Source organism: Vibrio halioticoli NBRC 102217, assembly GCF_000496695.1.
Taxonomy (GTDB): Bacteria; Pseudomonadota; Gammaproteobacteria; order Enterobacterales; family Vibrionaceae; genus Vibrio; species Vibrio halioticoli.
The window spans coordinates 26,274-49,970 of sequence record NZ_BAUJ01000016.1; the positions used below are offsets into that span (position 1 = coordinate 26,274).

Sequence of the window (23,697 nt, forward strand, 5' to 3'; positions counted from 1 at the left end):
CGAAACTAAATGCACTAATTGTTTGTGAAGAATATCAATGTTTTCGTTGTGGATTTTTGTTGATGCAGAGAGTATTTAATTAAGAAGTAGCTGCTGATTACTAGGATAGGTAGGTAGAATCCAAATGCTCGTAACAAAATAGGCCCGCCGAAGCGAGCCTATCAATTTTAATGTGCAATCCGGCTTAAGCCGTAGCAAGTTGCAAAGATTTCTCTTCAGAAATAGGGCGCGTAACCAGAGACAGCACTACACAGATTGCCATCATTACCGCAGAGATGGTGTAAGCAATAGTGTAACCTTCGCCATGCGTCATAGAGAAGCCGACCACCGCTGCGCCAATCGCACCGCCAATGCCCCATGCTGTATACAATACGCCATAGTTAGTACCGTAGTTTTTCAGACCGTAATATTCCGCTGTAATCGATGGGAATACCGCAAGCAGTGTACCGTAGCCAACTGCCGCAATTGCGGTGCCTAAAATAAGCGCTGCTTCTGATTTGAAGGTCGCAAACAAAGCCATGTTGATGCCTTGCAGTGCAAAAGCGATAAATAGAGTACGCAGACCGCCAATCTTGTCAGATAAAATGCCCGCGCCAATACGACCGCCAGAGTTAAAGATAGCCAAGATAGAGGCTAGGTAAACCGCATTAGGCAGGTTAGCTTGCACGCTAGCGATAGTGGTGATGTTACCAATGATCATAAGACCAGTTGCAGAAGCAAATGCGTACATGATCCACAGTGAGTAAAACTGCGGTGTTTTCAGCATCACTTTCCATGAAATATCACTATTTTGCTTAATCGCGATAGGCGCTTTACCCGCTTTTACTTTAGGCGCTTGTGGTACATAGTCCGCCGGAGGGTTGGTAATAGTTGCCGCGAGAGGTACCGCGATAACCAGTACTGCAATGCCTAAAATTAGAAAACTCTGGTCGATGCCGTAATTGGTGATAAGAGCCGATGTTAGAGGCGCAAGATAAACCGCCGCAAGACCAAAACCTGCCGCTATCAAGCCATTCACTAAGCCTTTTTTCGATGAGTGGAACCACTTCATTGCTGCAGGCGAAAGACACGCATAACCAAAGCCGATGCCTGCACCTGCAACCACACCAAAGGTCATGCTTAGCATCGCTGGGGTAGTAGCAAAGCTTGAACCCATCATGCCTAAACCAGTAAGCGTTGCGCCAAGCATTAGAATCGTTCGTGGGCCCATTCTATCTTGCAAAATACCTGCGACTAAAAGAGCAATGGAGAAAGTTATTGTCGCAATGGCATAAGGTTGTGATGCATCTGCTGCGTTCCAGCCGTGATCGGTAACTAGAGCTTTGTTGAAGATACTCCAAGCATAAAGGATGCCTAAACAAAGGTTGATACAGAATCCTGCTATTAGGATGCGCATCGCTTTATCGATCTTTTTCATCGTTTTTTCTCAGTGCCATTTTGGCTAGGTAAGTTAGGTTAATTATTGGAAACGTTCAAAAATACTTTAGTTTTATCAACATTTCTAAGTGCGAGTTGCGCGAATTGTACACAAGTTATTTTTGATTTAAATCTCTTTTTACCAAAAATGGAAAATAATTTTGCAGTGTATTTGTGGGTGTTTTGATTTGGAGGAAAATTGAAAGATTTGCTTACGTTTTATCGAGCAATCGTTTGCTCTGGAACTTGTGTTTCACCCCAAATGTGAGGTAGGAAACATTTATAGAAAATAGTTTTCGATAACCATTTATTAACAATCAGTGTGATTTATTTAGCATTTTAAGGCGTTTTAAATAAAAACAAGGATTTCTTGATTTACAACAATGTTACCATGTTAATAACTTGTGAAAATGACGTGGATTTCAATGATTTATATGAAACAGCATTAAAAATTAACGATTGCAATCGTGTAGTTTTCCGTCAGAATGCAATGAAAACTTAGATTCCAAATATGAAAGGTCACTTTACTAAGCTTTAGTGAGGTTCTATATGAAAATATTTTTACTACTCTTTATTTCTGTTTCGGCGGGTGCCGCTTCTGCTGAACACTTAACATCATTTTTATATGGATTGAGCACTGCATCTCTGGCAGTGGGCGTCTGTTTTTGGTTGGCATTTCGTTCGTCTCGCTGGCCACAACTGGCGGTATTTTTGTTGTTGATGGGGATGTTATGCAAACTGACCATAACGGTGGTGTCTACCATTATGGGGGTTAAAGCAGGCCTTATTACTTCTCCGCTGATCTTCTCACTTTCATATTTGTTTTTTGCAATTGCAACAACCTACGTCTACTTCTATTTTAAGGATAAAAGTACTAATCGTAAGTTGGGCCTAGGACAGCAATAACAAAGTCTTAATTGCAGACACAATTACAATATAAGCCACAATTTTAGAACCGCTATCGCTTAATAAGCTATAGCGGTTTTTTGATCACTTAATTGCTGAGATTGGTATTATTAATTATCGCCATTGCAAAACGAGGCAACTAATGAGCATCAATACTTTATATTCCGCCGAGCAAATTAAACGAAGCGAAGCCAGTGCAGCAGAGCTTGCTGGAATAACGCTGTACGAATTAATGGAACGTGCAGGGCAGGCCGCGTTTGAACGTGTGCAGGTGATGCTTCCCGATTTAGGCAAAATATTGGTGTGTTGCGGCTCTGGCAATAACGGCGGAGACGGCTTTGTTGTGGCGCGCTTAGCACTAGAGTCGGGCTATGAGGTCGATGTTTTTCAACCAACTTATTGCACTTCCCAAAATCCCGACACTCAATCTGACGCTTATAAAGCCAAACAGAAGTGGTCTTTGCGCAGCCAAAGTATTCTTAACACCATCGAAAGTAATGACAGATACGATCTTATTGTGGATGGTTTGCTCGGTACTGGTCTTGTCAATAAGGTCAGGGATAACCTTGCCTTCGATATCATCCGCATTAATGCGCTTAACGTCCCTATATTGAGTTTAGATATTCCATCAGGGCTACAGGCCAATACTGGTGAGATCTTAGGTAGTGCAATAAAAGCGACTGAAACCATTACCTTTGTCGGCAATAAACTCGGATTAGTAACCGGTAAGGCGCGCAATGTGGTCGGCAATTTATACGTAGCTGACTTAGGTGTTTCGCCTCAATTTTCCCATTTAGAGTCAAGCCACACGACCATTTTTGCGAAGCCGCAAGCACAAGCACTTATTCCACAAAGGGAAGCATCTGCTCATAAAGGTAACTGCGGTCGCGCTTTGTTAGTTGGAGGTAATCAAGGAATGAGCGGCGCTATTATTATGGCCGCGCAAGCCTGCGCTCGAACTGGAGCAGGCCTAATTAATGTAATGACTCATGCCGATTCCATTATGCCTTTATTAGTGCGTCAGCCTGAGATCATGTCAATGGCCATCACAAATAAAAACCAACATGCAATAGATGAGCTCATTAGCCATAGCGCACTTGCGAGTAGCAGTGTGATAGCCATTGGCCCGGGATTAGGGACAGACCTTTGGTCAAAGACCTTATTTAATTGGGCGATGGCACAAAACAAACCCAAAATCATCGATGCTGATGGACTTAACTTGCTAGCCAGTAGCGCCGAACCATTTGAATTACACGATTGTGTCTTAACGCCGCACCCAGGTGAAGCGGCGCGTTTATTAGGCGTTACCGTCGCAGACATAGAAAAAGACCGATACGCAGCGGTTAATCAGTTGCAGGCAAAATTTCAATGCGTGGTACTTCTTAAAGGTGCGGGCACATTAATATGCGATGGAAAAAACACGCAGGTGATTACTGCAGGTAATTCGGGCATGGCAAGTGGTGGCATGGGAGATGTATTAACAGGCGTTATTGCTGGATTGGTGTGCCAAGGGTTGCATGCAATGCAAGCGGCTTGCTTAGGTGCGTGGCTGCATTCTACGGCGGCGGATAATAAGGCTAAAAAAGAGGGGACCATAGGGATGCTTGCGTCAGATTTATTGCCTGAAATTCGTACGTTAATAAACCAAAATTAGAATTAACATCAGAAATTTAAGAAAAAGTAGCAAAATAAGCAGAAAAGTCAGCTATAAAACGTGCAATTTCAATAAGGAAAATACGGATTTTACTTCACTTTAGTGATTCAGGTCACGCTATAACAGAGCGCATAATGTAACTAAAAGTATCTGGGAATAAGTTAAGGAATATAGGTTGTTGATTTAAAAGAATAAACGAATTTAGGAAGGGCGCAGATTTGCAAGTTTCAAGATAGTAGCACAAATAAAAACAAAAAATCAGTCTTGCGACAATTTAATCTGAACCTATAATGCTGAAAACCGGAGCGTCTGCCAACGCTCCGGTTTTTTTGTGTCCGAAGAATGGTCAACGCTTCTGCCAAAGCACGACCTGCATTGTAATTGGCACGTCATTTATAAGAATCAAGGAAATGCACAATGCGTATCGAACAAGAACTTAAGTTAGGCTTTAAAGATGTACTGTTTCGCCCTAAGCGCTCAACACTAAAAAGTCGTTCCCAAGTAAATTTAACCCGCGATTTTACATTCAAGCATAGTGGTCGTCAATGGTCTGGTGTACCTGTTATCGCCGCCAACATGGATTCTGTTGCAACATTCGAAATGGCCGCCGCATTAGCCGAGCACGACGTAATGACAGCCGTACACAAACACTACACAGTAGAGCAGTGGGCAGATTTCGTTAAAAACGCAGACAGCAAAACACTGAAAAATGTGTTTGTATCAACCGGCACTTCAGAAGCCGAGTTTGAGAAAACTAAACAAATTATGGCACTGTCAGAAGAACTTATTTTCATCTGTGTTGATATCGCCAACGGCTACTCAGAACACCTTGTCGAATACGTAGAAAAAGTGCGCGCCGAATTCCCAACTAAAGTCATTTCAGCAGGCAACGTTGTCACCGGCGACATGTGTGAAGAGCTAATCCTTGCCGGCGCAGACATCGTAAAAGTCGGCATCGGCCCAGGCAGCGTATGCACCACTCGCGTTAAAACAGGCGTAGGCTACCCACAACTTTCAGCCATCATCGAATGTGGCGATTCAGCCCACGGCCTTGGCGGCATGATCATCGGCGATGGCGGCTGTGCCTGCGCTGGAGACGTATCAAAAGCCTTCGGCGGCGGCGCAGACTTCGTCATGCTAGGCGGCATGCTAGCCGGCCACGAAGAATCAGGCGGCGAAGCCATAGAAAAAGACGGCAAGCAATACATGAAGTTCTACGGCATGTCATCAGAATCAGCCATGGCGAAACACTCAGGTGGCGTAGCAAAATATCGCGCAGCAGAAGGCAAAACCGTACTATTGCCATACCGTGGCAGCGTTCATCACACTATCTCTGACATCTTAGGTGGCGTACGTTCTACATGTACTTATGTGGGGGCGGCGAAGCTGAAGGAATTGACTAAACGTACTACGTTTATTCGCGTGCAAGAGCAAGAGAATAATGTGTTTGGGAAAGAGTAAATCTCAGATATCTCGGAGAGTGTTAAAACAACTATAAATTGGTTGTTTTAACCGGATATTCCGAATTAAAGGGAGCACTCCAATGGTTAGCTTGAGCGCTATTGTTGTTGATCCGTCCTGATATAGGTTATTAAAACGCTCGATGCATTTCATTGGGTGTTTTATATTATAAAGCTGTATGTGGTCTCATCTAAGTCTCTTTGTCCTCTATTTTCATTGATGCACTTTGTTAAAGTATTTTGGTAGCAGTCATACCCATAGGTTATAGGGGAGGTTAAGCGGTGCTTCTTATGACTATCTTGTTATTTCTTTTGGTAGTGAGATTTTTAGGTTTCATTGGACAAGCTTTAGAATCTAATCTGAGCAGAGAAAACATGGAAAGTGTGATAGTAAAGATATCTGTCATGAAGAAAGTATTTTCCTAATTTCACGCTCTTCACTAGGCAACTCAAGTCTCTAATCGATTTGTACTTAAGGGCAGTCAATTGATTTGAGCGACAAACCACAAATTTAAGAGAATAGAACTGAATTTTGCTAAAATTAAGAGTAAGCTAGTTGAATCTATGAACAGTGAAATACAAGAAGAATCTGAACTTTTTAGTGAGTTTGAAATAATTGAGCCGGATATAGCTGGTCAGTCAGACAATAAATTGATAAAACAGATTGAGGACAAGCTTAATGTAGGTGATTTCCAACAGTATTTACCTAGTTTAGATGTAGATTTAAATTTGTGTCATTCTCGTGAAGAGTTTGTTGTTTTGCCATTGTATAGCATGGCCCGTGGTAAGAATGTGCCGGAACGTTCTGGGTTAAATCAATGGAATGCAAGGGGGCGATCTCGCCATCCGGATGAAGTTTATATACCCATACCTATGGCAGTTCATAAAAAAAATCCAAGTTTTTTTCCTGAACGTGATGATCCTTTTGATTTAGTGTTACCGAATGGTGAGGTTCTATGCGCTAAAGTATGCCAGCAAGGGCGTAAAGCTTTAATGTCAGATCCAAACCGAGCTCTAGGTAATTGGATTTTGCGAGATCTTTTGAATCTTCAAAAATATGAGTTATTGACCTTGACTCAACTAATCAAGGCAGGTTTTGATAGTGTAAAAGTAGCAAAAATAGGAGAATTGTTTTATTTATATCCTAACATACCTTTGTAATTTTCTTTTTATGTTTACAAATAAATGAAATTTATGTGTGTAATTGTTATGTTTTTTTGCAGTAGTATGTAAAATGCTTGTTGGTGGCGTAAAGTGATAACAAAGAAAGAGTAGTGTCATTGTATTATTTAAACTTAGTTTTAATTAATGTTTACTATTAGAATAGCTATTAATGATATGTGTAAAAATGTGAAATTTGAGGGTTCAATCCAGAAAGAGAAAAATACATTTAGGTTAGTTGATGTCCCGGTTTCACTTCGAGGTTTTGCTAGTTTAATTTCTGAATACCATCAGTTTAATATAAATCTCTTAGAAACTATCGAACCGAATCAGTTTTCTGTTTCCGATCAAGCGCGATTAGAACGTTTGAAAACAAGTATTTTAAAGCAAACTCTACATAAAAACTCAATTAACGGGAAGAAGACTTCACAATGTAATAATATGGATGAGTCAGCCTTTAGCTCGTATGTTAAAAAATTAAATGAGCAGACAGTCAAGACTTCCACTCCCTTATTGTCCATGAAGTTTCCTATTGAGTTGGCTGATGCGGTCTGTATTCTCACAAAGCATTATCCAACGCTTTCTGCCGGGGCTTTGCGTGGGTTGGAAACTAAAGTTATAAAACGGCCTGAACTTACTGCGATAAGAAATTTTTGTCATAAATGTATTAAAAGGTCCAAGGAAACGAAAGTAAGCTCATCGACTACATGTAACAATACTAAATCTGGTAAGTATTATATCAATCGGAATAGAAAAGCCCCTCTTCCTGTTGTTCAAGAAAGAAATGATGTCCGATGTGAAACAAGCCAAGCTGTGTTCAATTCATATTTATATAAACTAAGAGAGCAACAAATATTTGTTAATACAAAACTAATAAATATTAGTTTCCCTAATGAGTTAATAGTTTCGGTAGGAGTACTATTAAAAGCATACCCTGCTATTATAGTCGAAGAAATAATTGAAATAAGAACTTGTTTAATTAAACAAAGTGAACTAAAAGCTATTAAAGCATTTTGTCGTAAATGTTTAAAAAACTCGTCGTTACGTGTTGCTAGTGAAGTTGACTCTAATTTGGCTATTAATAAAAGAAAATCAAAATCAGGAAGTATTAAAGACAAAATCAGTAAAAAAAGTAATAACAAAAATGTTTTTGTTGATGGTGATGATTTTGCTGAAAAACGAATATACACACATCCAGTAATTTATTATTCGACGCTCTTTGATGAGGTGCTTGTTCCTAGTGAGTTGAATGCTATTAAAGACAAGACAGAGCTCTGCTTGAGCTTACAGGCAACTATCGGTGACTTTTTGGCAGCAGACTCTGCTTCATTTCGGTATGTATCTAAAGAATCTGTAAATAGACTAAAACTGTTTTATCAATCGTGCTTATACAAAGAAGATCATGAAAACCTCCCCCTATCTACGGTAGTTAAAACTAAAGTGAGTAGCGAGTTTGCTGATAGTACTATCGATATGAATCAATGTAATACTAGTATTGTAGAAGTCAATTTCCCTGAGTATCTGACTGAAGTAAAAGAGGCCTTAGTATCAGCTTTCCCAGAGGGATTGACTATTAAAGATTGTTTAAACTTAAATGAACTGAAATCAAGATTGAGGATAAAAAACCAAACATTTCCTTTTATTAGCCTAACTGCTTTTGCCTCGCATATCAATAAGCGCTTTGATTCTAATAGTATTGAAAGCACTGTCGGTAGCGGACCTGAGGAATCGTTAAAGCATGATGTTGAACGTAAGCGAGAAAATATTGAAATTATGGATCTTGGAGAGAAGATTGTTCACATTACTCGTAAAGGAAAAACTCTACGAGGCTGGGCTAGATTTGACATAGATAAAGAGGAAGCTTTTTCAGTTGATAAATATACATTTTACAAAAACGGTGGATGGTTTATTAGAGAAAAACATGAAGACATTCTAATTAACTTTTTGCGTCGTCGGCAACAAGTTTTTACCGAGTTTGATATTGATGATATTGCTGTACAAGAGAAAACTGAAGAATCAGCATCTGAAATACAAACTGTTGAAAAATTGAATTCTACTCAGAGTAGAATTGGTGAATTCTCTGGTGATAATCTCCCGGAAATTAGTTTAGAGTAAACGTTATGGAACAAGATAACTATGAAATAATCCCACCTAACGCTGCGATTTTATTGCAGTCTCTGCGAGGCATGGGTTATACAACTGAAACTGCAATAGCAGATGTTGTTGATAACAGCATTACTTCTGGTGCGGGAAATATTGATATAAATCTATACTGGGATAGCGATAAATCTTATCTAACTATCCTAGATGATGGGTGTGGGATGGATTATGATCGGCTATTACAAGCAATGCGTCTTGGTGACAAAACCTCAAAAAGTAGACGTTTAGACGATCTGGGTAGGTTTGGCCTTGGAATGAAAACAGCGTCATTTTCCCCAATGCCGAAGCTTAACTGTATCATCTAAAATGAATAAGAATGATTTTAACTGCTTACGTTGGGACCTTGACGAATTGAGCAATAGATCTGATGGTGCATGGGTTTTATTAAGAGGGTGTATCTCTGGTGATGAAGATAAGCAAAAACAATTAAAAAAACAAAGGCAAGGAACACTTGTTGTTTGGGATAAACTGGACAAGTTGTTTTCAACAGATATGAGTGAGCAACGTCTTTTTGAGATATTAGATGTTCTTGAAGATCACCTTTCAATGGTGTTTCATTTATTTATTGAAGAAGACGGGCTCAATCTTACGTTGAATGGGAAAAGGATTAAAGCCAGAGATCCATTCTTGACTGGCCATCCAGCTAAGATATTTGATTCATCTTCTCAAAAGCTTCCTTTCGCACAGGGTGAGAGATTGAATGTCCATGTTTTACCTGACTTTGAGCAATTGGATGAATCAGAGATTAAATCATTGGAGGGGACTAAGGGATTACTTGCTCAGCAAGGTTTTTATATCTATCGCAATCGACGTATTTTAGTTGCTGGAGATTGGCTGGGGCTATTTCGTCGTGATCCGAAAAATAATGCTGTACGCATTAAAGTTGAAATTACGAGTAGTCAAGATGATACTTGGCAGATTGATATTCTTAAATCTAAGGCTACCGCGCCACCTCATTTAAGAGGTATTTTGAGCACTTATGCAAAAAATGCGATACAGCGTCTCGATGTAGTAAACCCAAAGCGAATTAGGCGATCTCAGAGTGAAAATAAAGAGGGGGACCTTTGGCACATTAAAGAAAACGGTGATTTTAAAATCAATCGTTTATATCCCGTTATATCTGTTCTATTAGATAATTCTGACATCAAAAAAGAACTTGAAGTCTGCTTAAGGCTTTTAGAGGGGAACCCCCCTGTGCGGGAAATTTGGGCGGATGATCCAGAACCAAAGAGACATAGCGAGTATGAACAAGAACGGTTGATTCCGATGTTACAAACCGTCTATCAACAAATGATTACAGGCATGAACATGAGCAAAAACGAAGCTATTCGTCGTCTAAAAATTACCGAGCCGTTTAAATATCACATAAACTTAATTGACGAATTGGAGCTTTAAATATGAATTCAATTCAGCAGAACTTACTGACCGTTGCTCAAGTTTTTTTGAATATGGCTACGGAGCAAGGTATCGAAATAACACCGGACTTAATCGCTCAAAACGTTGATATAGCATCAGCAAATATGCCTGCTATAAATCGTGAAGATAAAGAGACTGTCATAAACGAACTTATTCGTAGGTCTTCGGCTTGGATGGAGAAAGATAAGGTTATTTCTGATGAAACTAATCATGTCGCTTGGTTAAATACCGAGCGTAAAAATGATTGGCGATATTGGCCTCGTTACAAGCAATTGATTTCTGAGAAGCTACCCGATGCGGCTGTTTCTGGCCTAGATGAGTCAACTGATAACATTTTAGGCTTGCTTGAAGATCCTAAGCGTACAGGGAACTGGGATCGAAGAGGTATGGTTGTTGGGCATGTTCAATCAGGCAAAACTGGGCATTACACTGGGCTTATTAACAAAGGTGCTGATGCAGGATACAAAATTATCATTGTGCTCGCTGGCCTTCATAACAATCTTCGGGCACAGACTCAAATGCGCTTAGATGAAGGTTTTCTGGGGTATGAAACGAGTCCAGAAACAATAGACAAGAGACGTTTAATAGGAGTTGGGCGAATAGATACTGATTCAAGTATCCGGCCTAATACAGCTACTCATAGACTGGAAAATGGAGACTTTAATAAACGTACGAGTAGTAATTTGAATGTTGCTCCAGAGGAGCGACCGTGGTTATTTGTTATCAAGAAAAATAAGTCGGTACTCGAAGGTTTACTTGAGTGGATTCAGAAAAATGTCGCTTATAATGTCAACTATAACGCCAAGAAACCAGTGCTTAATTCGGTACACAATTTACCACTACTATTAATTGATGATGAAGCCGATAATGCATCGATTGATACAAATGATGTGGATTCTGAAGATTTAGAGCACAACCCAACAGCAATTAATAGTGGGATTCGAAAGATCTTAAATTCTTTTGATAAAAGTGCCTACGTTGCGTACACAGCGACTCCCTTTGCTAATGTATTCATTAATGAAAAAAGCAAGACGAAACTTGAAGGGGAAGATTTATTCCCATCTGCGTTTATTGTGAACCTTTCGGCACCTTCTAACTATATGGGACCGGATAAGATTTTTTTTGATGAAACAAAAGAAGAAAATAAAAATAAAAGGAATATTAGGCGTGTAGTTAATGATCATTATGATTTTTCTTTAAAAGATGGTTGGTTGCCACCCTCTCATAAGTCACATCATCAGATAGATGATTATTTACCTATATCTTTAAAAGAAGCAATACATAGCTTTATTTTGACAACGGCTTTGAGAGATATTAGAGGACAAGGTGATAAGCATGCATCAATGCTTGTTCATGTAACTAGATTTACAAATGTTCAAAATCAAGTAAAGGAACTTATAGTTAAGCATATCAAACATATAAGACAAAATGTTGAGCGTAAGTTAGGGAGCCACAGAGATATCTTTAATGAATTTAAAAACGTTTATAATACGGAATTCTGTGAATCAAATGATTTTGGCCGAATTGGGTGGGTAGAATTAGAGAATGCCATTACAAAATCAGTCCTTGATATTCAGGTTAAGGAAATCAATGGTACAGCTAAAGATGCATTGGATTATTCAGATTCAAATATCCCACAAAAGGTTATAGCGATTGGTGGTGATAAGCTTGCCCGAGGCTTAACTTTGGAAGGGCTCACGACTAGCTATTTTCTGAGAAGTTCAAAAATGTATGACACTTTAATGCAGATGGGGCGCTGGTTCGGATATCGCGATGGCTTTGATGATATTTGTAGGATTTATACCACTGAAGAGTTGATTGAATGGTATGAACATATAGCAACAGCTGCCACAGAACTACGTGAAGAATTTGATTTAATGGCTAGACAAGGTTCAACACCTAAAGATTTTGGTCTTAAAGTATGCTCTCATCCCACGTTACTTGTTACATCGCGGTTAAAGATGAGAAGCTCAGAGACCCTGCGTTTGTCGTTCAGTGGCACAACAGCAGAGACTGTGACCTACTTTAAACATAACATATCAAATATAAAGTCAAACTTTGATGCTTTTAATCAGCTCGTTGGCAACTTGAATTTGTCTCGAGCAAGTAACTTGTTATTGCCTAATAACCTGAGTCGTTCAAGTGGGAAGTTTTGGTCAGATGTCGATTACAAGTATGTAACAGAATTTCTTAGTGCTTACAAAACTCACCCTGATGCTGTGAAAATTGATAGTCGTATTATGACTAAATTTATTCAAGATGTGGTAAGTACTCATGATGAATTGAATTCTTGGGACGTAGCTTTGATTGGGGGCAATGGAGAAAAGTTCAAAAATATAAATGGTATGAGCTATATAGTGCGTACCAAAAACCGTGCGGTTCAACCTGATTCAGATAAGATTGATATAGGTTCAGTGACGTCTGGCAGCTTTGAACTTTATGGGTTGAGTGACGATGACTATAAATTTGCGATGGAGCAAACAATGCTCGCTTTTAAAGACGCACAGGGTACGGATCCTGACTTTGAAAAGAAAATGCCGAAAGAGCCTAAAGGTATACATATACGGCAGGCTAAAGGACGACGTAAAGATGCCAAAGGACTTTTGTTGTTGTACGGATTTGTACATGAGGACGATGTTAGTAATATAGATATGCCTCAAATTGGTTTTGCAATAAGTTTTCCTACAAGTCAAAGTAATATAAAAGGGACAGAATATCGTGTTAATAACATTTATCAGGATAATGAGTTTTGACCAAAGACTACGGACTAAAACGTGCATGGCAAGTACATGCAAAAACAAATATTGAACTAGATGCGGTTTGCTATCGTTCAATTTTGATACATAGTTCTGGGGAAACTAAGTATTATGCGACAATGCAGTTTCCTGAGAAACTTGAAGCACTTAGCATTCAATTACCTCGATTCTCGAAATTTAAAGAAATTGACGCCAAGGGATTTGCAGTAGAACGAGTAGAGTCTGATGTGGGAGAAACTATTTCTATTGTTCGTAAAAGTTCGGGAAACTCAGATATCTTCCATAAGATTTGCTTAGACTTACTTGAATTGTTAAATACGTTTCATGAGAAGATAACTGATACTTATATCTTAAATCGTATCCATAGTTGGGTACAGTTTATGGATAAGTCTAGACTAAGTATGTCAAAGTCGGCTGAGTTAGGTTTATATGGTGAGGTTGCGATTGTTCGCACTTTACTTGAGTCTGGTGTTCCAGGAAAAGACATTTTGCAGGCTTGGGTTGGCCCTGAAAGGGGGTTGCATGATTTTGTTTTTCCTAAGATAGAAATAGAAGTAAAAACTACAGCTAAGGAATCATCTAGCTGTAAGATCAGCTCACTTGATCAACTTGATAATAGTTCGAACTCCAATTTATTTTTAAGTTTAGTCAAGTTGGTAGAATCACCAGATGGCTTAATTCTTCCTGACTATGTGGAGGATACGAAAAAGTTGTTTGGATCTAACGAAGATAAATTATCGTTTGAAGCTAAGCTCATGCTTGTTGGGTTCCACTCAAACCTAAACAAAGAGTTTGAGACCCAATATTCTATTTCTGGAGCATTCAACTATTTGGTGGATGACGAATTTCCAAGGCTCACACCTGCAAAGGTTCCTATAGCTATTACGCATGTGAGCTATGATGTTAACCTAGAAGACACGAAACAAAATTCAGAACTTTATGATCAAATTCGGGATATGATATGGAATTAATAGAATTTCTAGATAAGTTACGCCAAGATATCAAAGATCAATTTCAAAGTCAGCTGACAGGCGATCCATTCAATGCACCTTATGAAGAAGCTATTTTCGTAAAAACAATGGTAGAACATATGGCTGAAGTTGGAATGACTTACGATTCTCCTCAGTTTTTAAATTATAAAGCTAAAATTGGCAATGCAAACATTCGTGTTAGCGCTTATTCCTTTTCCGAAGATAATGAAGAATTGGATGTTTTTGTTAGCCTCTATCAAGAGGTGTCAGAAATAACGCCTCTGAATAATACTGAAATTACAAAATCTCTTCAGAATTGTTATAAGTTTTTAACTTTAGCGGCTACTGGAAAGTTAGAAGGAAAGTTGCCTGCTAATTCGGATGTATTACGCTTTTCTGAAATTATTAAGCAGAAATTCTATAGGTTAGATCAAATTAGAATCTATTTAATCACTGACTGCGTTGCTAAAAATAGAGAGTTTAAACCTAAAGAGCATGATGGAAAAACAATTAAGCTAGAAGTCATGGATTTAGAACGCCTCTTCAATCATTGGCAGTCGGGTAAGCCAAGAGATGAGCTAATAGTCAACTTTACGCAAGCGTGGAATGAGCCTCTGCCCTGCGTATGGGTTCCGGGGCAAGCAACAGATTATGATTATGCGATGACTGCCATCCCAGGTGATGTACTTAGGTATCTATATGAAAGATACGGGGCTCGTATATTGGAAGCCAACGTGCGTTCTTTTCTAAATCAAACAGGTAAGGTTAATAAAGGGATTCGAGATACACTTCGCTCCAACCCTGAGCATTTCATGGCATATAACAATGGCATTGTGATAGTAGCAGATGAAATTAGTATCGAAGCAGGTTCAACTGGGATTCCTGGTATAGGAATGCTCAAAGGTATGCAAATTGTAAATGGTGGGCAAACTACAGCTTCTATATTTTTCACAAAGAAAAAGTTTAAAGATACAGATCTTACTAATGTTAGAGTGCCTGCGAAGATCATAGTATTGAATAAAGCGAACGATAATGATGAACAAGAACTAGTTGCTAATATTGCAAAATATGCAAATAGCCAAAATGCTGTTAGTCAATCTGATTTGGCTGCAAATAGCCCATTCCATCTAGCTCTTGAAAAACTATCAAATTCAACATATTTGGAAGACGGCATGAGTCGCTGGTTTTATGAGCGTTCACGTGGGAGCTATAACGTAATGCTGGAACGAGAAGGTAAAACACCTGCAGGCATTAAAAAGCTTAAGAGATTAATTCCTCCAGCACAGAAGATTACCAAAACTGATATGGTTAAGTATGTTATGACTTGGGATATGAAACCTGACTGGGTTAGTAAAGGTGGTCAAACAGCATTTTCAGAATTTATGAAGGACTACAGCCCGAAGCAAGGAGAGTCACTTAAAGAGCCAGATCAAACTAACTATAAAGAAATGATTGCTAAAGCTATCCTATTCAAAGAAACGACTAAGCTAACTAGGCCTTTGTTTAATGGTTATTGGGCGAATATAAATACCTATACCTTAGCGTGCTTGTCGAAGCATTATGGGCAAAATATAGATTTACAAATGATTTGGAAAAATCAAGCTTCATCTGAAGGACTCAAGTCATTAATCAAAAAGTATGCTGAGCAAGTCAATTTTTATTTGTTGAAAACTGGAGGTAATAAAAATATCGCTCAATGGGCAAAGCAATCAGATTGTAAAGAAACTATACTTTCCAGTGTAAAAAAAGTAACTAATACTGGTTTTATTCCGGAACTGTCTTAGTTCAACTAGATTTGATACTTCAATTTTAAAGTAAACGCTCAATAAACCAGTGAAGCTCTATTGAGCTTCACTGGTTTATTGAGCGTTTACGTAACCCGAATAACCGGATAAAAATGCTTGTGTAACCATCTCCCTAAACTAGAACTCTTCCGTTTAATGGTCTTCAAATTATAAAATAAGTTATACGAGTTTTGGTGAATGAAGTTATTGATGGGAAGTAAATTATATAAATAAGCTGATGAAGAGTGTATAATTAAGTTTTACAAAGTTATTTGTTTGATATTGATATTTATTAATTGCAGGTATCAGGAGTAAATGTGGCAGATATTATTTGGAATAAGTTTTCAAAAGAAGAAAGAGACGAGTATATTCAATATTTGAAAATCTTTGGAGCTTTGAGCGGTTTATTTAAAGACATCAAAGAAGGGAAAAATTCTCGCAAACCATATTTATATTATAGAAATCAGGAACAGTTGTTCATAAAAGTTTTTACTGTTCATGATTTAACAAGAAAAGATAGCGCTTTTGATGCATTTGCGGAATGGGAAAATGACAGAGTAGGAATCGGACTTAAAACTTGGATACATTCAGCCGACGATACATATCAAAAAGTAGCTGAATTCAATAGACTCGCTCCAAAAATTATATCTCCATTAATCGAGAGTGGCGAGCCTGAAGAAGTTATAAAGAAGGTCGCAGAGTTTAGAAATGAACGAATAATGCTAGACAAACGTTTATATAGGACAAATAGAGATATATATCATTATATTACTCGAGATGATAATGTCATGAATATCGTAGAGTCTTCATACGAATTAATTGATATCGGGAGCATCGAGCTTATTAAGAATGACAAGAAATCCTATGAATTTAAAGATAAGAATAATAGATACAAATTTTACGTAAGTAAAAGTGTACTTCAGAAAAAGTTTGATGCTTCACAAGGTGAAATCATACATAGTATTGATATCAAACAGTTTGATGATCCTTTTGAACTAATTAAGCTGATTCAGCTTCCTGATATTCCTATTGATCATAAGAATCCTAAGACTCTTATGATAGCTGAAACTAAGAAAGAGTATCTTACTAAACAACCTATGATTGCTTCCTTAGAAGAAATATACCTTCCCCTTTATATTGATAGTAAAGAAGACAGATATGTATCTTGTCGTTCAGGAATAAATATAAGGCACTCTAAACCTAAAAATAAAAATACAGATAAACCTCGTCCTGAATTTGAAGTCGAGATTAGAGTTAGCCGTTGGATACATCATATTTTTCCTGAGTTTTTTGGTTTAGATTGGAGTGATAATGAGTCACTAAGAAAATCAATACAAGACAGTGATTTTGACTTGGCTCTTCCAGACGGAAGAATATTAAGAGGAAGAATAAAGCAAGGTAAAGGGAAAAGTCTGCAGACCAAACCACAGGGTGCACTGGGTGAATGGATACTAAAAGATGTACTGGGGTTAAAAAATAGAGAAGTAGCAACTTTGGAATTACTAGATGAACTTGGTATAGATAGTTTAAAGGTTACAAAAGAGAACAATAAGTGTTTTAGGATAACAGTCGCTGAAACAGGAGCTTATGAAAAATTTAAGTTGGATAATGCAAAGAACATAGAAAAATCCGGACTTAAAGGCAATCAGAAACCAAAGTTCAGGAAACAATTGGTAGAGGAGCTTGAGATAGCAGACGATGAAGGTTAATACGGGTATAGATATGAACCGAGGCTGTACCAGATTCTGTGTAATTACCATATTAGTTAATGTGTTTTTGGAGACGATCCTCGAACTCGATAATAAACCGACTCATAGCCTGACGCCAGTTTGAATGGGCATCATCTGTATTAGGTCAGACTAGATCTGACACTTCAATTTGAAAAATTGAGAGTTACCCACTTTGATTAAAGTACTTGAAATTTCAATAGCTACTGTGCGCAGTATCAACAAGGTTAAGTATTCAATCAGCATAATTACTCTTGCTACTACAGCCTCAATTGGTAAGATGTGTCTAGTATGTATGAATGTCCAGTAATCTATATACTAATATAGAAGTACTTATCCTATGGGTGGTCGCACAGTACGGACAAATAGACGATGAATTCAAAGAATAACGATGAACATAAAAGCAAGTATATTTCACCAGATAGAAGAAACGATCAAGCCACTGGCTAGTAAACATGTTCCCGAAGGGACAGAAGTTCGAGCGGTTGTTGAACAATGGCTCCACGCTATAGCCACTGACAGCCAACTTTTCGCAGACCTCAGTCTTGCAACCCCTTCGGAGATAAAAGAAGAGTTACTCTCATTACTAAAACTAGAGGGATTATTCAGTACCAGAGATAAATTTTTCAATGACACTTTCCTACACCTTCCACTTAAAATAAAGAAAGACTTTAACTTTCGTTTTATCGATCTATTTGCAGGAATTGGTGGGGTTCGTTTAGGTTTTCAAAATGCAGGTGGAGCATGCGTCTTTTCGTCAGAGTTCGATAAAAACGCTCAAAAAACTTATGCTCTGAACCATGGAGATTTTCCATTTGGAGACATAACACAGATAGATCCAATGATGATACCCGATCATGATGTTTTACTGGGTGGCTTTCCGTGTCAAGCCTTCTCTGTAGCAGGTTATCGCCAAGGTTTTGATGATGAAAAAGGCCGCGGTAATTTATTCTTTTACATCTATGAAATTTTAAAAGCGAAAAAACCTAAAGCATTTCTATTAGAGAATGTAAAAAACCTACAGGGGCACGATAAAGGCAAAACCTTCGGAATTATAAAAGAAAGCCTAAAAGATCTTGGGTACTCTGTGAAGTTTAAGGTTATGAACTCAATGGAGTATGGGAACGTTCCTCAAACACGTGAACGTATTTACATTATTGGGTTTAAAGGCGAGAGTGAATGGGAATCCAAGACTGACAGTTTAACTAAACAGTTCACTTGGCCTGAAAAAACATCACTTAATATCAGCATTAGAGATATTTTAGAAAAAGATGTAGGTGAAATATTTTATTATGAGAAATACGCCTGTCATGAAATTCTAGAACAAAAGATGACAAGAAAAGATACTGTTTATCAATGGAGGCGACATTATGTTAGGGAAAATAAGAGTAATGTTTGCCCTACTTTAACCGCTAACATGGGAACTGGCGGGCACAATGTTCCCTTAGTACTTGATGATAATGATCGTATAAGAAAGCTCACACCTAGAGAATGTTCATTTGTCCAGGGCTTTCCTGCTGAATTTCTTCTCCCTGAAGGAGTTACCAATAGCCATCTTTACAAACAATTTGGGAACTCAGTTACTGTACCGGTTGTTGAGAAAATAGCCAAGGAAATCGCACGTCTAATTTAGGAAAAACTATAGTGGTCAAGTTAAATTGGCCACGGTTTGATAAGTTTGCCAGTAGAGTCGTTCCGACTTATTTGGTGTGAGACCGCCAGAGGCTGTACCAGATTCTGTGTAATTTTAGCGAGGGGCACCCATGTTTGTGCCCCAACTCACATTAATACCCGGCTAGTTATCTACGTAAGCGGTTAATTAACCCCACGTACCAAGCTAACTGATTGTCTGCCATAGTATCTCTTTCTAAGGAGGTACTATGAATCAACAAGATAAACGGGCGTATTGGACAGCCATTCTTGAGCAGCAACAGCGCAGCGGCTCAAGTATCAAACAGTATTGCATTGATAACAGTATTAGCTATCAAACCTTTTACTATTGGGCGAAAAAACTAAACCAGCCAGAGCCTCAAACTGAAGTACAGCCGATTGTCGTTACTGAGCCTGCTACAGATAGCTCGACGTATGTGATCTTAACCTTTGGCAATGATGCCATCGGGTAAAGTTTTTCTCATATCGGGTGTGACTGATATGCGTAAGTCTATCGATGGCCTCTCACTCATCGTCGCCGAGACCCTTGAGATGAATCCGTTCAGTGAGTCTTGGTTTATCTTTTGTAATCGAACCCGAGACAAACTGAAAATCCTATTTTGGGACACCAATGGATTTTGGGTCTATTACCGCCGCTTAGAAAAAGGCACCTTCAAATGGCCCAAACCAAGTTATGATGGGGCGATCCATATCAGCAAGCAACAATTAAGTTGGCTACTTTCAGGGCTAACGTTAAATCATGCCAAAGCTCATCGACCTTTATTTAGTCTAGAAGTGTGACCGCTGATATTGATGATCATTTTGCACTTGAACGATCTTTTTTCGCTGTCACACTTAGGGTCTTGATTTAATCTGAGCCCTGATATGACCGACCTTCCTGACGATATTGAACAATTAAAAGCGATGTTGCTTGACCTTCATCAGAAGAATGAAGCTAAAGATAAGTTACTGGCTGCAAAACAGGAAGAAGTTGCAGAGCTCAAGACTAAAGTTCAACTCTTAATCGAGCAACTTAACCTGAACAAATCAAAACGCTTCTCTGCACAGAGTGAAAAAACGCCAAAAGGCACATTTAACGAGGCAGAGCAGCAAAATACCGTATCTAAATCAAAAGCTGATGACGGAAAAAAGAGACGAGGCCGCAAACCTCTTCCTAAAGAGCTCGAAAGAGAAGTTCATAAACATGAGCTCAATGCTCCTTATTGTGACTGCTGTAACGAACCTTTACACCCATGCGGTGTTGAAACGTCGGAAGAGCTAAAAATCATTCCACAAAAGGTCAGCGTTATTCGACACGAGCGAACAAAATATGCTTGTCGACAATGTGAGAAAACGCAGACTAAGACAAAGATCGTTACTGCACCAAAACCAGCTAGTATGATCCCGAAAAGTATCGGTTGTGCCGATGCATTCTCCGCTGTCGTGACGGCAAAATACGTCAATGCACTACCACTCTATCGCCAAGTAGATATTCTCAATCGTTCGGGTATCGATATTAGTCGGGCAACCCTGGCTAACTGGTGTGTTCAGCTTGGCTGTAAAGTCCAAATCATCATTGATGCAATGAAAGAAGAGCTTCTGAAAGAGAAGCTTATCTGCGCAGATGAGACAACGGTTCAAGTGCTACGAGAAGAAGATAAAAAAGCGCAGTCCAAGTCATACATGTGGGTCTACCGCAGTGGTGAGTTCGTTAATAATCCCGTGGTCATATACGATTATCAGTCAAGTCGCAGAGCTCAATGTGTGCAAGACTTTTTGACTGGGTACAGAGGTTATCTGCTGTCCGATGGCTACAGTGCTTACGACAAACTTGAAGATGTCACTCAAGCCGCTTGCATGGCACATGTGCGCAGAAAGTTCACCGAGGCTCAGAAAGCTTCACCGTCTAAAAAAGCTGGCAAAGCAGAAAAGGCACTGAACTTTATCGGCAAATTATACGGTATTGAAAAGAACGCCAAAGAACTGGATGCCCAATCACGTTACCAACTACGACAACAAGAAGCCAAACCCATTTTGGATGAGTTCAAGCAATGGCTTGATGCTCAAAATGTTTTGCCTAAAGGGTTGCTTGGGAAAGCGATCTCTTACACTCAAAACCAATGGTCGAAGTTACTCACGTATCTCGAAGATGGTGATATCAGTATCGAAAATAATGTGACTGAACGTGATATAAGACCGTTCACGACGGGTCGAAAAAACTCTTATGACCTTTTTCAAGTTTTTCGGCAAAACCTCTCTCTCCTCTGTGAGACGAGGCGTAGTTTCAGAGTAGGTATTGCTTGAAAGTGAATTAGCAATAACTTGGATTATACATACTCTTATTCGGGGATCTTTAGCTCCAACATGGTTTTCGTAATGAGTTTACCTCTATCTGGCTGCTAGTATCTAACCAAGTGGTCGACTTAAATTTTTGACGAGGGTTACTCACCTGAGCTTCTTCACTTCCAAGCAAATTTTAAACTCTCTGATTTCGAGTGGTGACAGCAATGTCCCACATGAATCCAAGTAACTCTCTCGCAACAGCAGTAATTGCTATTTGTGACTTTTTCCCTTTAGCTACCAAGCTTCGGTAACGGAAACATAACCGCTGCTGAGCTTTCCAAGAGATATCTTTGGCTTCTTGGCAAACACTATTTGGTCGATTTGCGATTAACCAACTACCGACTTTAGCATTGTTTCTATAAGCCCATGCTGCCTCATATAAAAGCCGTCTTAACTCAACATTTCCAGCTTTAGTGATCCCTGCTTTACGAGTCACACTACCACTTGAGTGTTCTCCAGGTATTAGGCCAAGGAATGCCATTATTTGTTTCGGATTACTAAATCGGGAGAAATCACCCAGTTCAGCCACAACGGAGATTGCAATCGTACGTCCGACACCTTTTAGAGCTTGAAGTTGATTAACCAAGTTATACAGTGACCAGTTAGGAAGCAACCTATCAATTTCTTGGTCTAATTGCTCAATACGATTTTCGATTTGTTCCAAGCTTTGTCGATAGTGTTCATAAGCTATTTGTTGAGAAGCTAAGGGGAAAGATTGATTTGCTAGCCATACACGATGGCGCACAGTCCACATTTTCTTTTCATACTTTTTACCTGTTCTCAGAAGAATGCTTTGGATTCGTTGCTTGGCAACTTTAGTATCTTTCTTTGCACAACTTCTGGCTCTCACAAGATCACGCATAGCTTCATGTGTTATGTCAGGTACCCAGACATCAACTAACTCACCCGCTCTCAACAACCTAGCTAAAGCGACCGCATCACGATGATCGTTCTTGATCTTGTTGGTTGATATCTTAGGTATTCTAGAAGGAGCCACAACTGTACACTCTATGTTCATGCTAAGTAGCAATCGATATAGACCATAGCCTGTTGGGCCTGCTTCGTAGCAGACAAGGATTGAACCGTGAAGCTTGATGAGCTTCTTCATTAGACGAATAACGGCCTCTTTTGCTGAAGAGATATTCCCATAAAATCGAATTTCTCCCTGCCGTTCTGGACTTGCGATCGCAACAGCAATTGTATCCTTATGCACATCAAGCCCAATATAAGCAGAATAGTTGACGGATTCCATATTGATGACCTCCAAAAACGCACCAGTAGTGAATCTAAGTATATAAGGTCATACCATCTGGATGTTCTCCACTTCGGTAGGCGGAGCAATTGCAAGTGCAAACTTGTATAGCTTGGTGATGACTTGTCGCGCCAATGACATGAACCCATATTACTACTTCCAGCACCTTTTTACTGAGCTACCCAAGCGAAGTCCTACCGATGATATGTCGGATCTAATGCCGTGGAACGTGCAGATCAGTGAAGCTCAATAGAGCTTCACTGATTTATTGAGCGTTTACGTTTTATCCCAGTACAATACTTTGATTTTATCGCGCTGTTTGTTGGTGAACAGGAACAGTGCACCACTCCCCAAAGATAAGTCGGTGTCACTTTCAATAATCGCAGCGAGGCCGTTAATGGACTTTCTAAAATCGACACTCTCACGATACAGGTAAACCTCTGGTGCGCTGAGCATACGTTTCATGATAACGCACCGATAAGCTCTGCGAGATAGGCCACTGGCGTGCCTTGCGGAATGCTCAGCTCAACATCATTGACAAGCAGTGTCATGTTAGCCGTTGCAATTTGAGCTTGATACTTCGTCGTCATTTCGACGACTTCAGCTCTCACGAAGCCTTGATAAACCTCAGTTTTGTTGAGTTGTTTACGTTTGGCATAAAACGTTGAAGGATTGACTTCCTTGAGCTTACAAAATGCAAGTGTAGACAATGAGCTCGATTCAGATTGCTCGATAAGCGTTTGCCATTCTTGGGTGGTGCGTCGTATACCCATTTCAAATCTCCTCATGGTTGGAGACTTGATCTTATTATTCGTTCTAGGCGATTAGAATGCGGGGTTTATGACTCGCTTACTATGAATGAGTGTTTTTTGTAAATATAAAACAAAACGCACATTACATTTGATTCATATAAATATATATAAATCTTGACTAATTATGAGGCAAAGGGTGTTGTAGCCTTATATTTTCTAAATCATAGTGGTACAATTTAATACTTGAATATTTTGCATTTATTCAATTGTAAGCTTTTTATTACGCTAT

General features: G+C 39.1%; 18 protein-coding genes and 2 pseudogenes. 16 read left to right on the forward strand and 4 right to left on the reverse strand.

Features of this window, described 5'->3' with window-relative positions:
- Window positions 1-184: 184 nt before the first annotated feature.
- Window positions 185-1,417 carry an L-lactate MFS transporter gene (locus tag VHA01S_RS06415; protein ID WP_023403539.1) on the reverse strand — a complete coding sequence of 411 codons (1,233 nt, stop codon included), beginning with the start codon at window positions 1,415-1,417 and terminating at the stop codon, window positions 185-187.
- Between the two features lie 548 nt (window positions 1,418-1,965).
- On the opposite strand from VHA01S_RS06415, the gene VHA01S_RS06420 reads away from it, so the two are divergent.
- The 15 genes and pseudogenes from VHA01S_RS06420 to tnpC form a co-directional block, all read left to right on the forward strand.
- Window positions 1,966-2,322, forward strand: coding sequence for a hypothetical protein (locus tag VHA01S_RS06420; protein WP_023403540.1), 357 nt, complete (start codon window positions 1,966-1,968; stop codon window positions 2,320-2,322).
- Window positions 2,323-2,464: 142 nt separating this feature from the next.
- Window positions 2,465-3,976: a bifunctional ADP-dependent NAD(P)H-hydrate dehydratase/NAD(P)H-hydrate epimerase gene (locus VHA01S_RS06425; protein WP_023403541.1), complete on the forward strand. Its 1,512-nt coding sequence runs from the start codon at window positions 2,465-2,467 to the stop codon at window positions 3,974-3,976.
- A 417-nt stretch (window positions 3,977-4,393) separates the two neighbouring features.
- On the forward strand, window positions 4,394-5,437 hold the full coding sequence (locus VHA01S_RS06430; protein WP_023403542.1) for a GMP reductase: 1,044 nt from the start codon (window positions 4,394-4,396) through the stop codon (window positions 5,435-5,437).
- Between the two features lie 563 nt (window positions 5,438-6,000).
- Window positions 6,001-6,597 (forward strand): phospholipase D-like domain-containing protein, encoded by a 597-nt coding sequence (locus VHA01S_RS06435; protein WP_023403543.1) that lies wholly within the window; start codon window positions 6,001-6,003, stop codon window positions 6,595-6,597.
- Window positions 6,598-6,744: 147 nt separating this feature from the next.
- A complete protein-coding gene (locus VHA01S_RS06440; protein ID WP_023403544.1) occupies window positions 6,745-8,712 on the forward strand; it encodes a hypothetical protein in 1,968 nt (655 codons plus the stop codon).
- Window positions 8,713-8,717: 5 nt separating this feature from the next.
- Window positions 8,718-9,062 (forward strand): ATP-binding protein, encoded by a 345-nt coding sequence (locus tag VHA01S_RS17800; protein WP_023403545.1) that lies wholly within the window; start codon window positions 8,718-8,720, stop codon window positions 9,060-9,062.
- 1 nt (window position 9,063) lies between these two features.
- Window positions 9,064-10,152, forward strand: coding sequence for a hypothetical protein (locus VHA01S_RS06445; RefSeq protein ID WP_023403546.1), 1,089 nt, complete (start codon window positions 9,064-9,066; stop codon window positions 10,150-10,152).
- Window positions 10,153-10,154: 2 nt separating this feature from the next.
- Window positions 10,155-12,926, forward strand: coding sequence for a Z1 domain-containing protein (locus VHA01S_RS06450; RefSeq protein ID WP_023403547.1), 2,772 nt, complete (start codon window positions 10,155-10,157; stop codon window positions 12,924-12,926).
- Window positions 12,923-13,900, forward strand: coding sequence for a PD-(D/E)XK motif protein (locus VHA01S_RS06455; RefSeq protein ID WP_023403548.1), 978 nt, complete (start codon window positions 12,923-12,925; stop codon window positions 13,898-13,900). The genes VHA01S_RS06450 and VHA01S_RS06455 overlap by 4 nt, the downstream gene beginning before the upstream one ends.
- The gene (locus tag VHA01S_RS06460; RefSeq protein ID WP_023403549.1) at window positions 13,891-15,684 is read left to right on the forward strand and encodes an AIPR family protein; all 1,794 of its coding nucleotides are present in this window, start codon (window positions 13,891-13,893) and stop codon (window positions 15,682-15,684) included. The genes VHA01S_RS06455 and VHA01S_RS06460 overlap by 10 nt, the downstream gene beginning before the upstream one ends.
- Window positions 15,685-16,001: 317 nt before the next feature.
- Window positions 16,002-17,393: a type II restriction enzyme gene (locus tag VHA01S_RS06465; protein ID WP_023403550.1), complete on the forward strand. Its 1,392-nt coding sequence runs from the start codon at window positions 16,002-16,004 to the stop codon at window positions 17,391-17,393.
- A gap of 409 nt (window positions 17,394-17,802) precedes the next feature.
- On the forward strand, window positions 17,803-19,044 hold the full coding sequence (locus VHA01S_RS06470; RefSeq protein ID WP_023403551.1) for a DNA cytosine methyltransferase: 1,242 nt from the start codon (window positions 17,803-17,805) through the stop codon (window positions 19,042-19,044).
- 247 nt (window positions 19,045-19,291) lie between these two features.
- Entirely contained in the window at window positions 19,292-19,534 is a 243-nt protein-coding gene (tnpA, locus tag VHA01S_RS06475; protein WP_023403552.1) for an IS66 family insertion sequence element accessory protein TnpA, read from the forward strand.
- Entirely contained in the window at window positions 19,521-19,862 is a 342-nt protein-coding gene (gene tnpB, locus VHA01S_RS06480) for an IS66 family insertion sequence element accessory protein TnpB (protein ID WP_023403553.1), read from the forward strand. The genes tnpA (VHA01S_RS06475) and tnpB (VHA01S_RS06480) overlap by 14 nt, the downstream gene beginning before the upstream one ends.
- 84 nt (window positions 19,863-19,946) lie before the next feature.
- Window positions 19,947-21,281: pseudogene (gene tnpC, locus VHA01S_RS06485) on the forward strand (IS66 family transposase); the annotation flags it as partial.
- Window positions 21,282-21,537: 256 nt separating this feature from the next.
- Here tnpC and VHA01S_RS06490 read toward each other — a convergent pair.
- Window positions 21,538-22,656: an IS110 family RNA-guided transposase gene (locus tag VHA01S_RS06490; RefSeq protein ID WP_023403555.1), complete on the reverse strand. Its 1,119-nt coding sequence runs from the start codon at window positions 22,654-22,656 to the stop codon at window positions 21,538-21,540.
- Window positions 22,657-22,702: 46 nt separating this feature from the next.
- Here VHA01S_RS06490 and VHA01S_RS06495 point away from each other — a divergent pair.
- Window positions 22,703-22,909 (forward strand): annotated as a pseudogene (locus tag VHA01S_RS06495) (transposase domain-containing protein); the annotation flags it as partial.
- Between the two features lie 23 nt (window positions 22,910-22,932).
- Here VHA01S_RS06495 and tnpB (VHA01S_RS06500) read toward each other — a convergent pair.
- Together tnpB (VHA01S_RS06500) and tnpA (VHA01S_RS06505) are read right to left on the reverse strand one after the other, a co-directional pair.
- A complete protein-coding gene (tnpB, locus tag VHA01S_RS06500) occupies window positions 22,933-23,121 on the reverse strand; it encodes an IS66 family insertion sequence element accessory protein TnpB (protein ID WP_023403557.1) in 189 nt (62 codons plus the stop codon).
- Window positions 23,118-23,429 (reverse strand): IS66 family insertion sequence element accessory protein TnpA, encoded by a 312-nt coding sequence (gene tnpA, locus VHA01S_RS06505; protein ID WP_023403558.1) that lies wholly within the window; start codon window positions 23,427-23,429, stop codon window positions 23,118-23,120. Before tnpA (VHA01S_RS06505) ends, tnpB (VHA01S_RS06500) begins: the two co-directional genes overlap by 4 nt.
- Window positions 23,430-23,697 lie beyond the last annotated feature (268 nt).

What these genes read in the sequence shown, in the direction of transcription:
- VHA01S_RS06425 (WP_023403541.1), top strand. Translation starts at nt 2,465, where the DNA reads ATGAGCATCAATACTTTATATTCCGCCGAGCAAATTAAACGAAGCGAA.
- tnpB (WP_023403557.1), bottom strand. Translation starts at nt 23,121, where the DNA reads ATGAAACGTATGCTCAGCGCACCAGAGGTTTACCTGTATCGTGAGAGT.
- tnpB (WP_023403553.1), top strand. Translation starts at nt 19,521, where the DNA reads ATGCCATCGGGTAAAGTTTTTCTCATATCGGGTGTGACTGATATGCGT.
- VHA01S_RS06440 (WP_023403544.1), top strand. Translation starts at nt 6,745, where the DNA reads ATGTTTACTATTAGAATAGCTATTAATGATATGTGTAAAAATGTGAAA.
- VHA01S_RS06490 (WP_023403555.1), bottom strand. Translation starts at nt 22,656, where the DNA reads ATGGAATCCGTCAACTATTCTGCTTATATTGGGCTTGATGTGCATAAG.
- VHA01S_RS06450 (WP_023403547.1), top strand. Translation starts at nt 10,155, where the DNA reads ATGAATTCAATTCAGCAGAACTTACTGACCGTTGCTCAAGTTTTTTTG.
- VHA01S_RS06435 (WP_023403543.1), top strand. Translation starts at nt 6,001, where the DNA reads ATGAACAGTGAAATACAAGAAGAATCTGAACTTTTTAGTGAGTTTGAA.
- VHA01S_RS06445 (WP_023403546.1), top strand. Translation starts at nt 9,064, where the DNA reads ATGAATAAGAATGATTTTAACTGCTTACGTTGGGACCTTGACGAATTG.
- VHA01S_RS06460 (WP_023403549.1), top strand. Translation starts at nt 13,891, where the DNA reads ATGGAATTAATAGAATTTCTAGATAAGTTACGCCAAGATATCAAAGAT.
- VHA01S_RS06415 (WP_023403539.1), bottom strand. Translation starts at nt 1,417, where the DNA reads ATGAAAAAGATCGATAAAGCGATGCGCATCCTAATAGCAGGATTCTGT.
- VHA01S_RS06470 (WP_023403551.1), top strand. Translation starts at nt 17,803, where the DNA reads ATGAACATAAAAGCAAGTATATTTCACCAGATAGAAGAAACGATCAAG.
- tnpA (WP_023403558.1), bottom strand. Translation starts at nt 23,429, where the DNA reads ATGGGTATACGACGCACCACCCAAGAATGGCAAACGCTTATCGAGCAA.
- tnpA (WP_023403552.1), top strand. Translation starts at nt 19,292, where the DNA reads ATGAATCAACAAGATAAACGGGCGTATTGGACAGCCATTCTTGAGCAG.
- VHA01S_RS06420 (WP_023403540.1), top strand. Translation starts at nt 1,966, where the DNA reads ATGAAAATATTTTTACTACTCTTTATTTCTGTTTCGGCGGGTGCCGCT.
- VHA01S_RS17800 (WP_023403545.1), top strand. Translation starts at nt 8,718, where the DNA reads ATGGAACAAGATAACTATGAAATAATCCCACCTAACGCTGCGATTTTA.
- VHA01S_RS06430 (WP_023403542.1), top strand. Translation starts at nt 4,394, where the DNA reads ATGCGTATCGAACAAGAACTTAAGTTAGGCTTTAAAGATGTACTGTTT.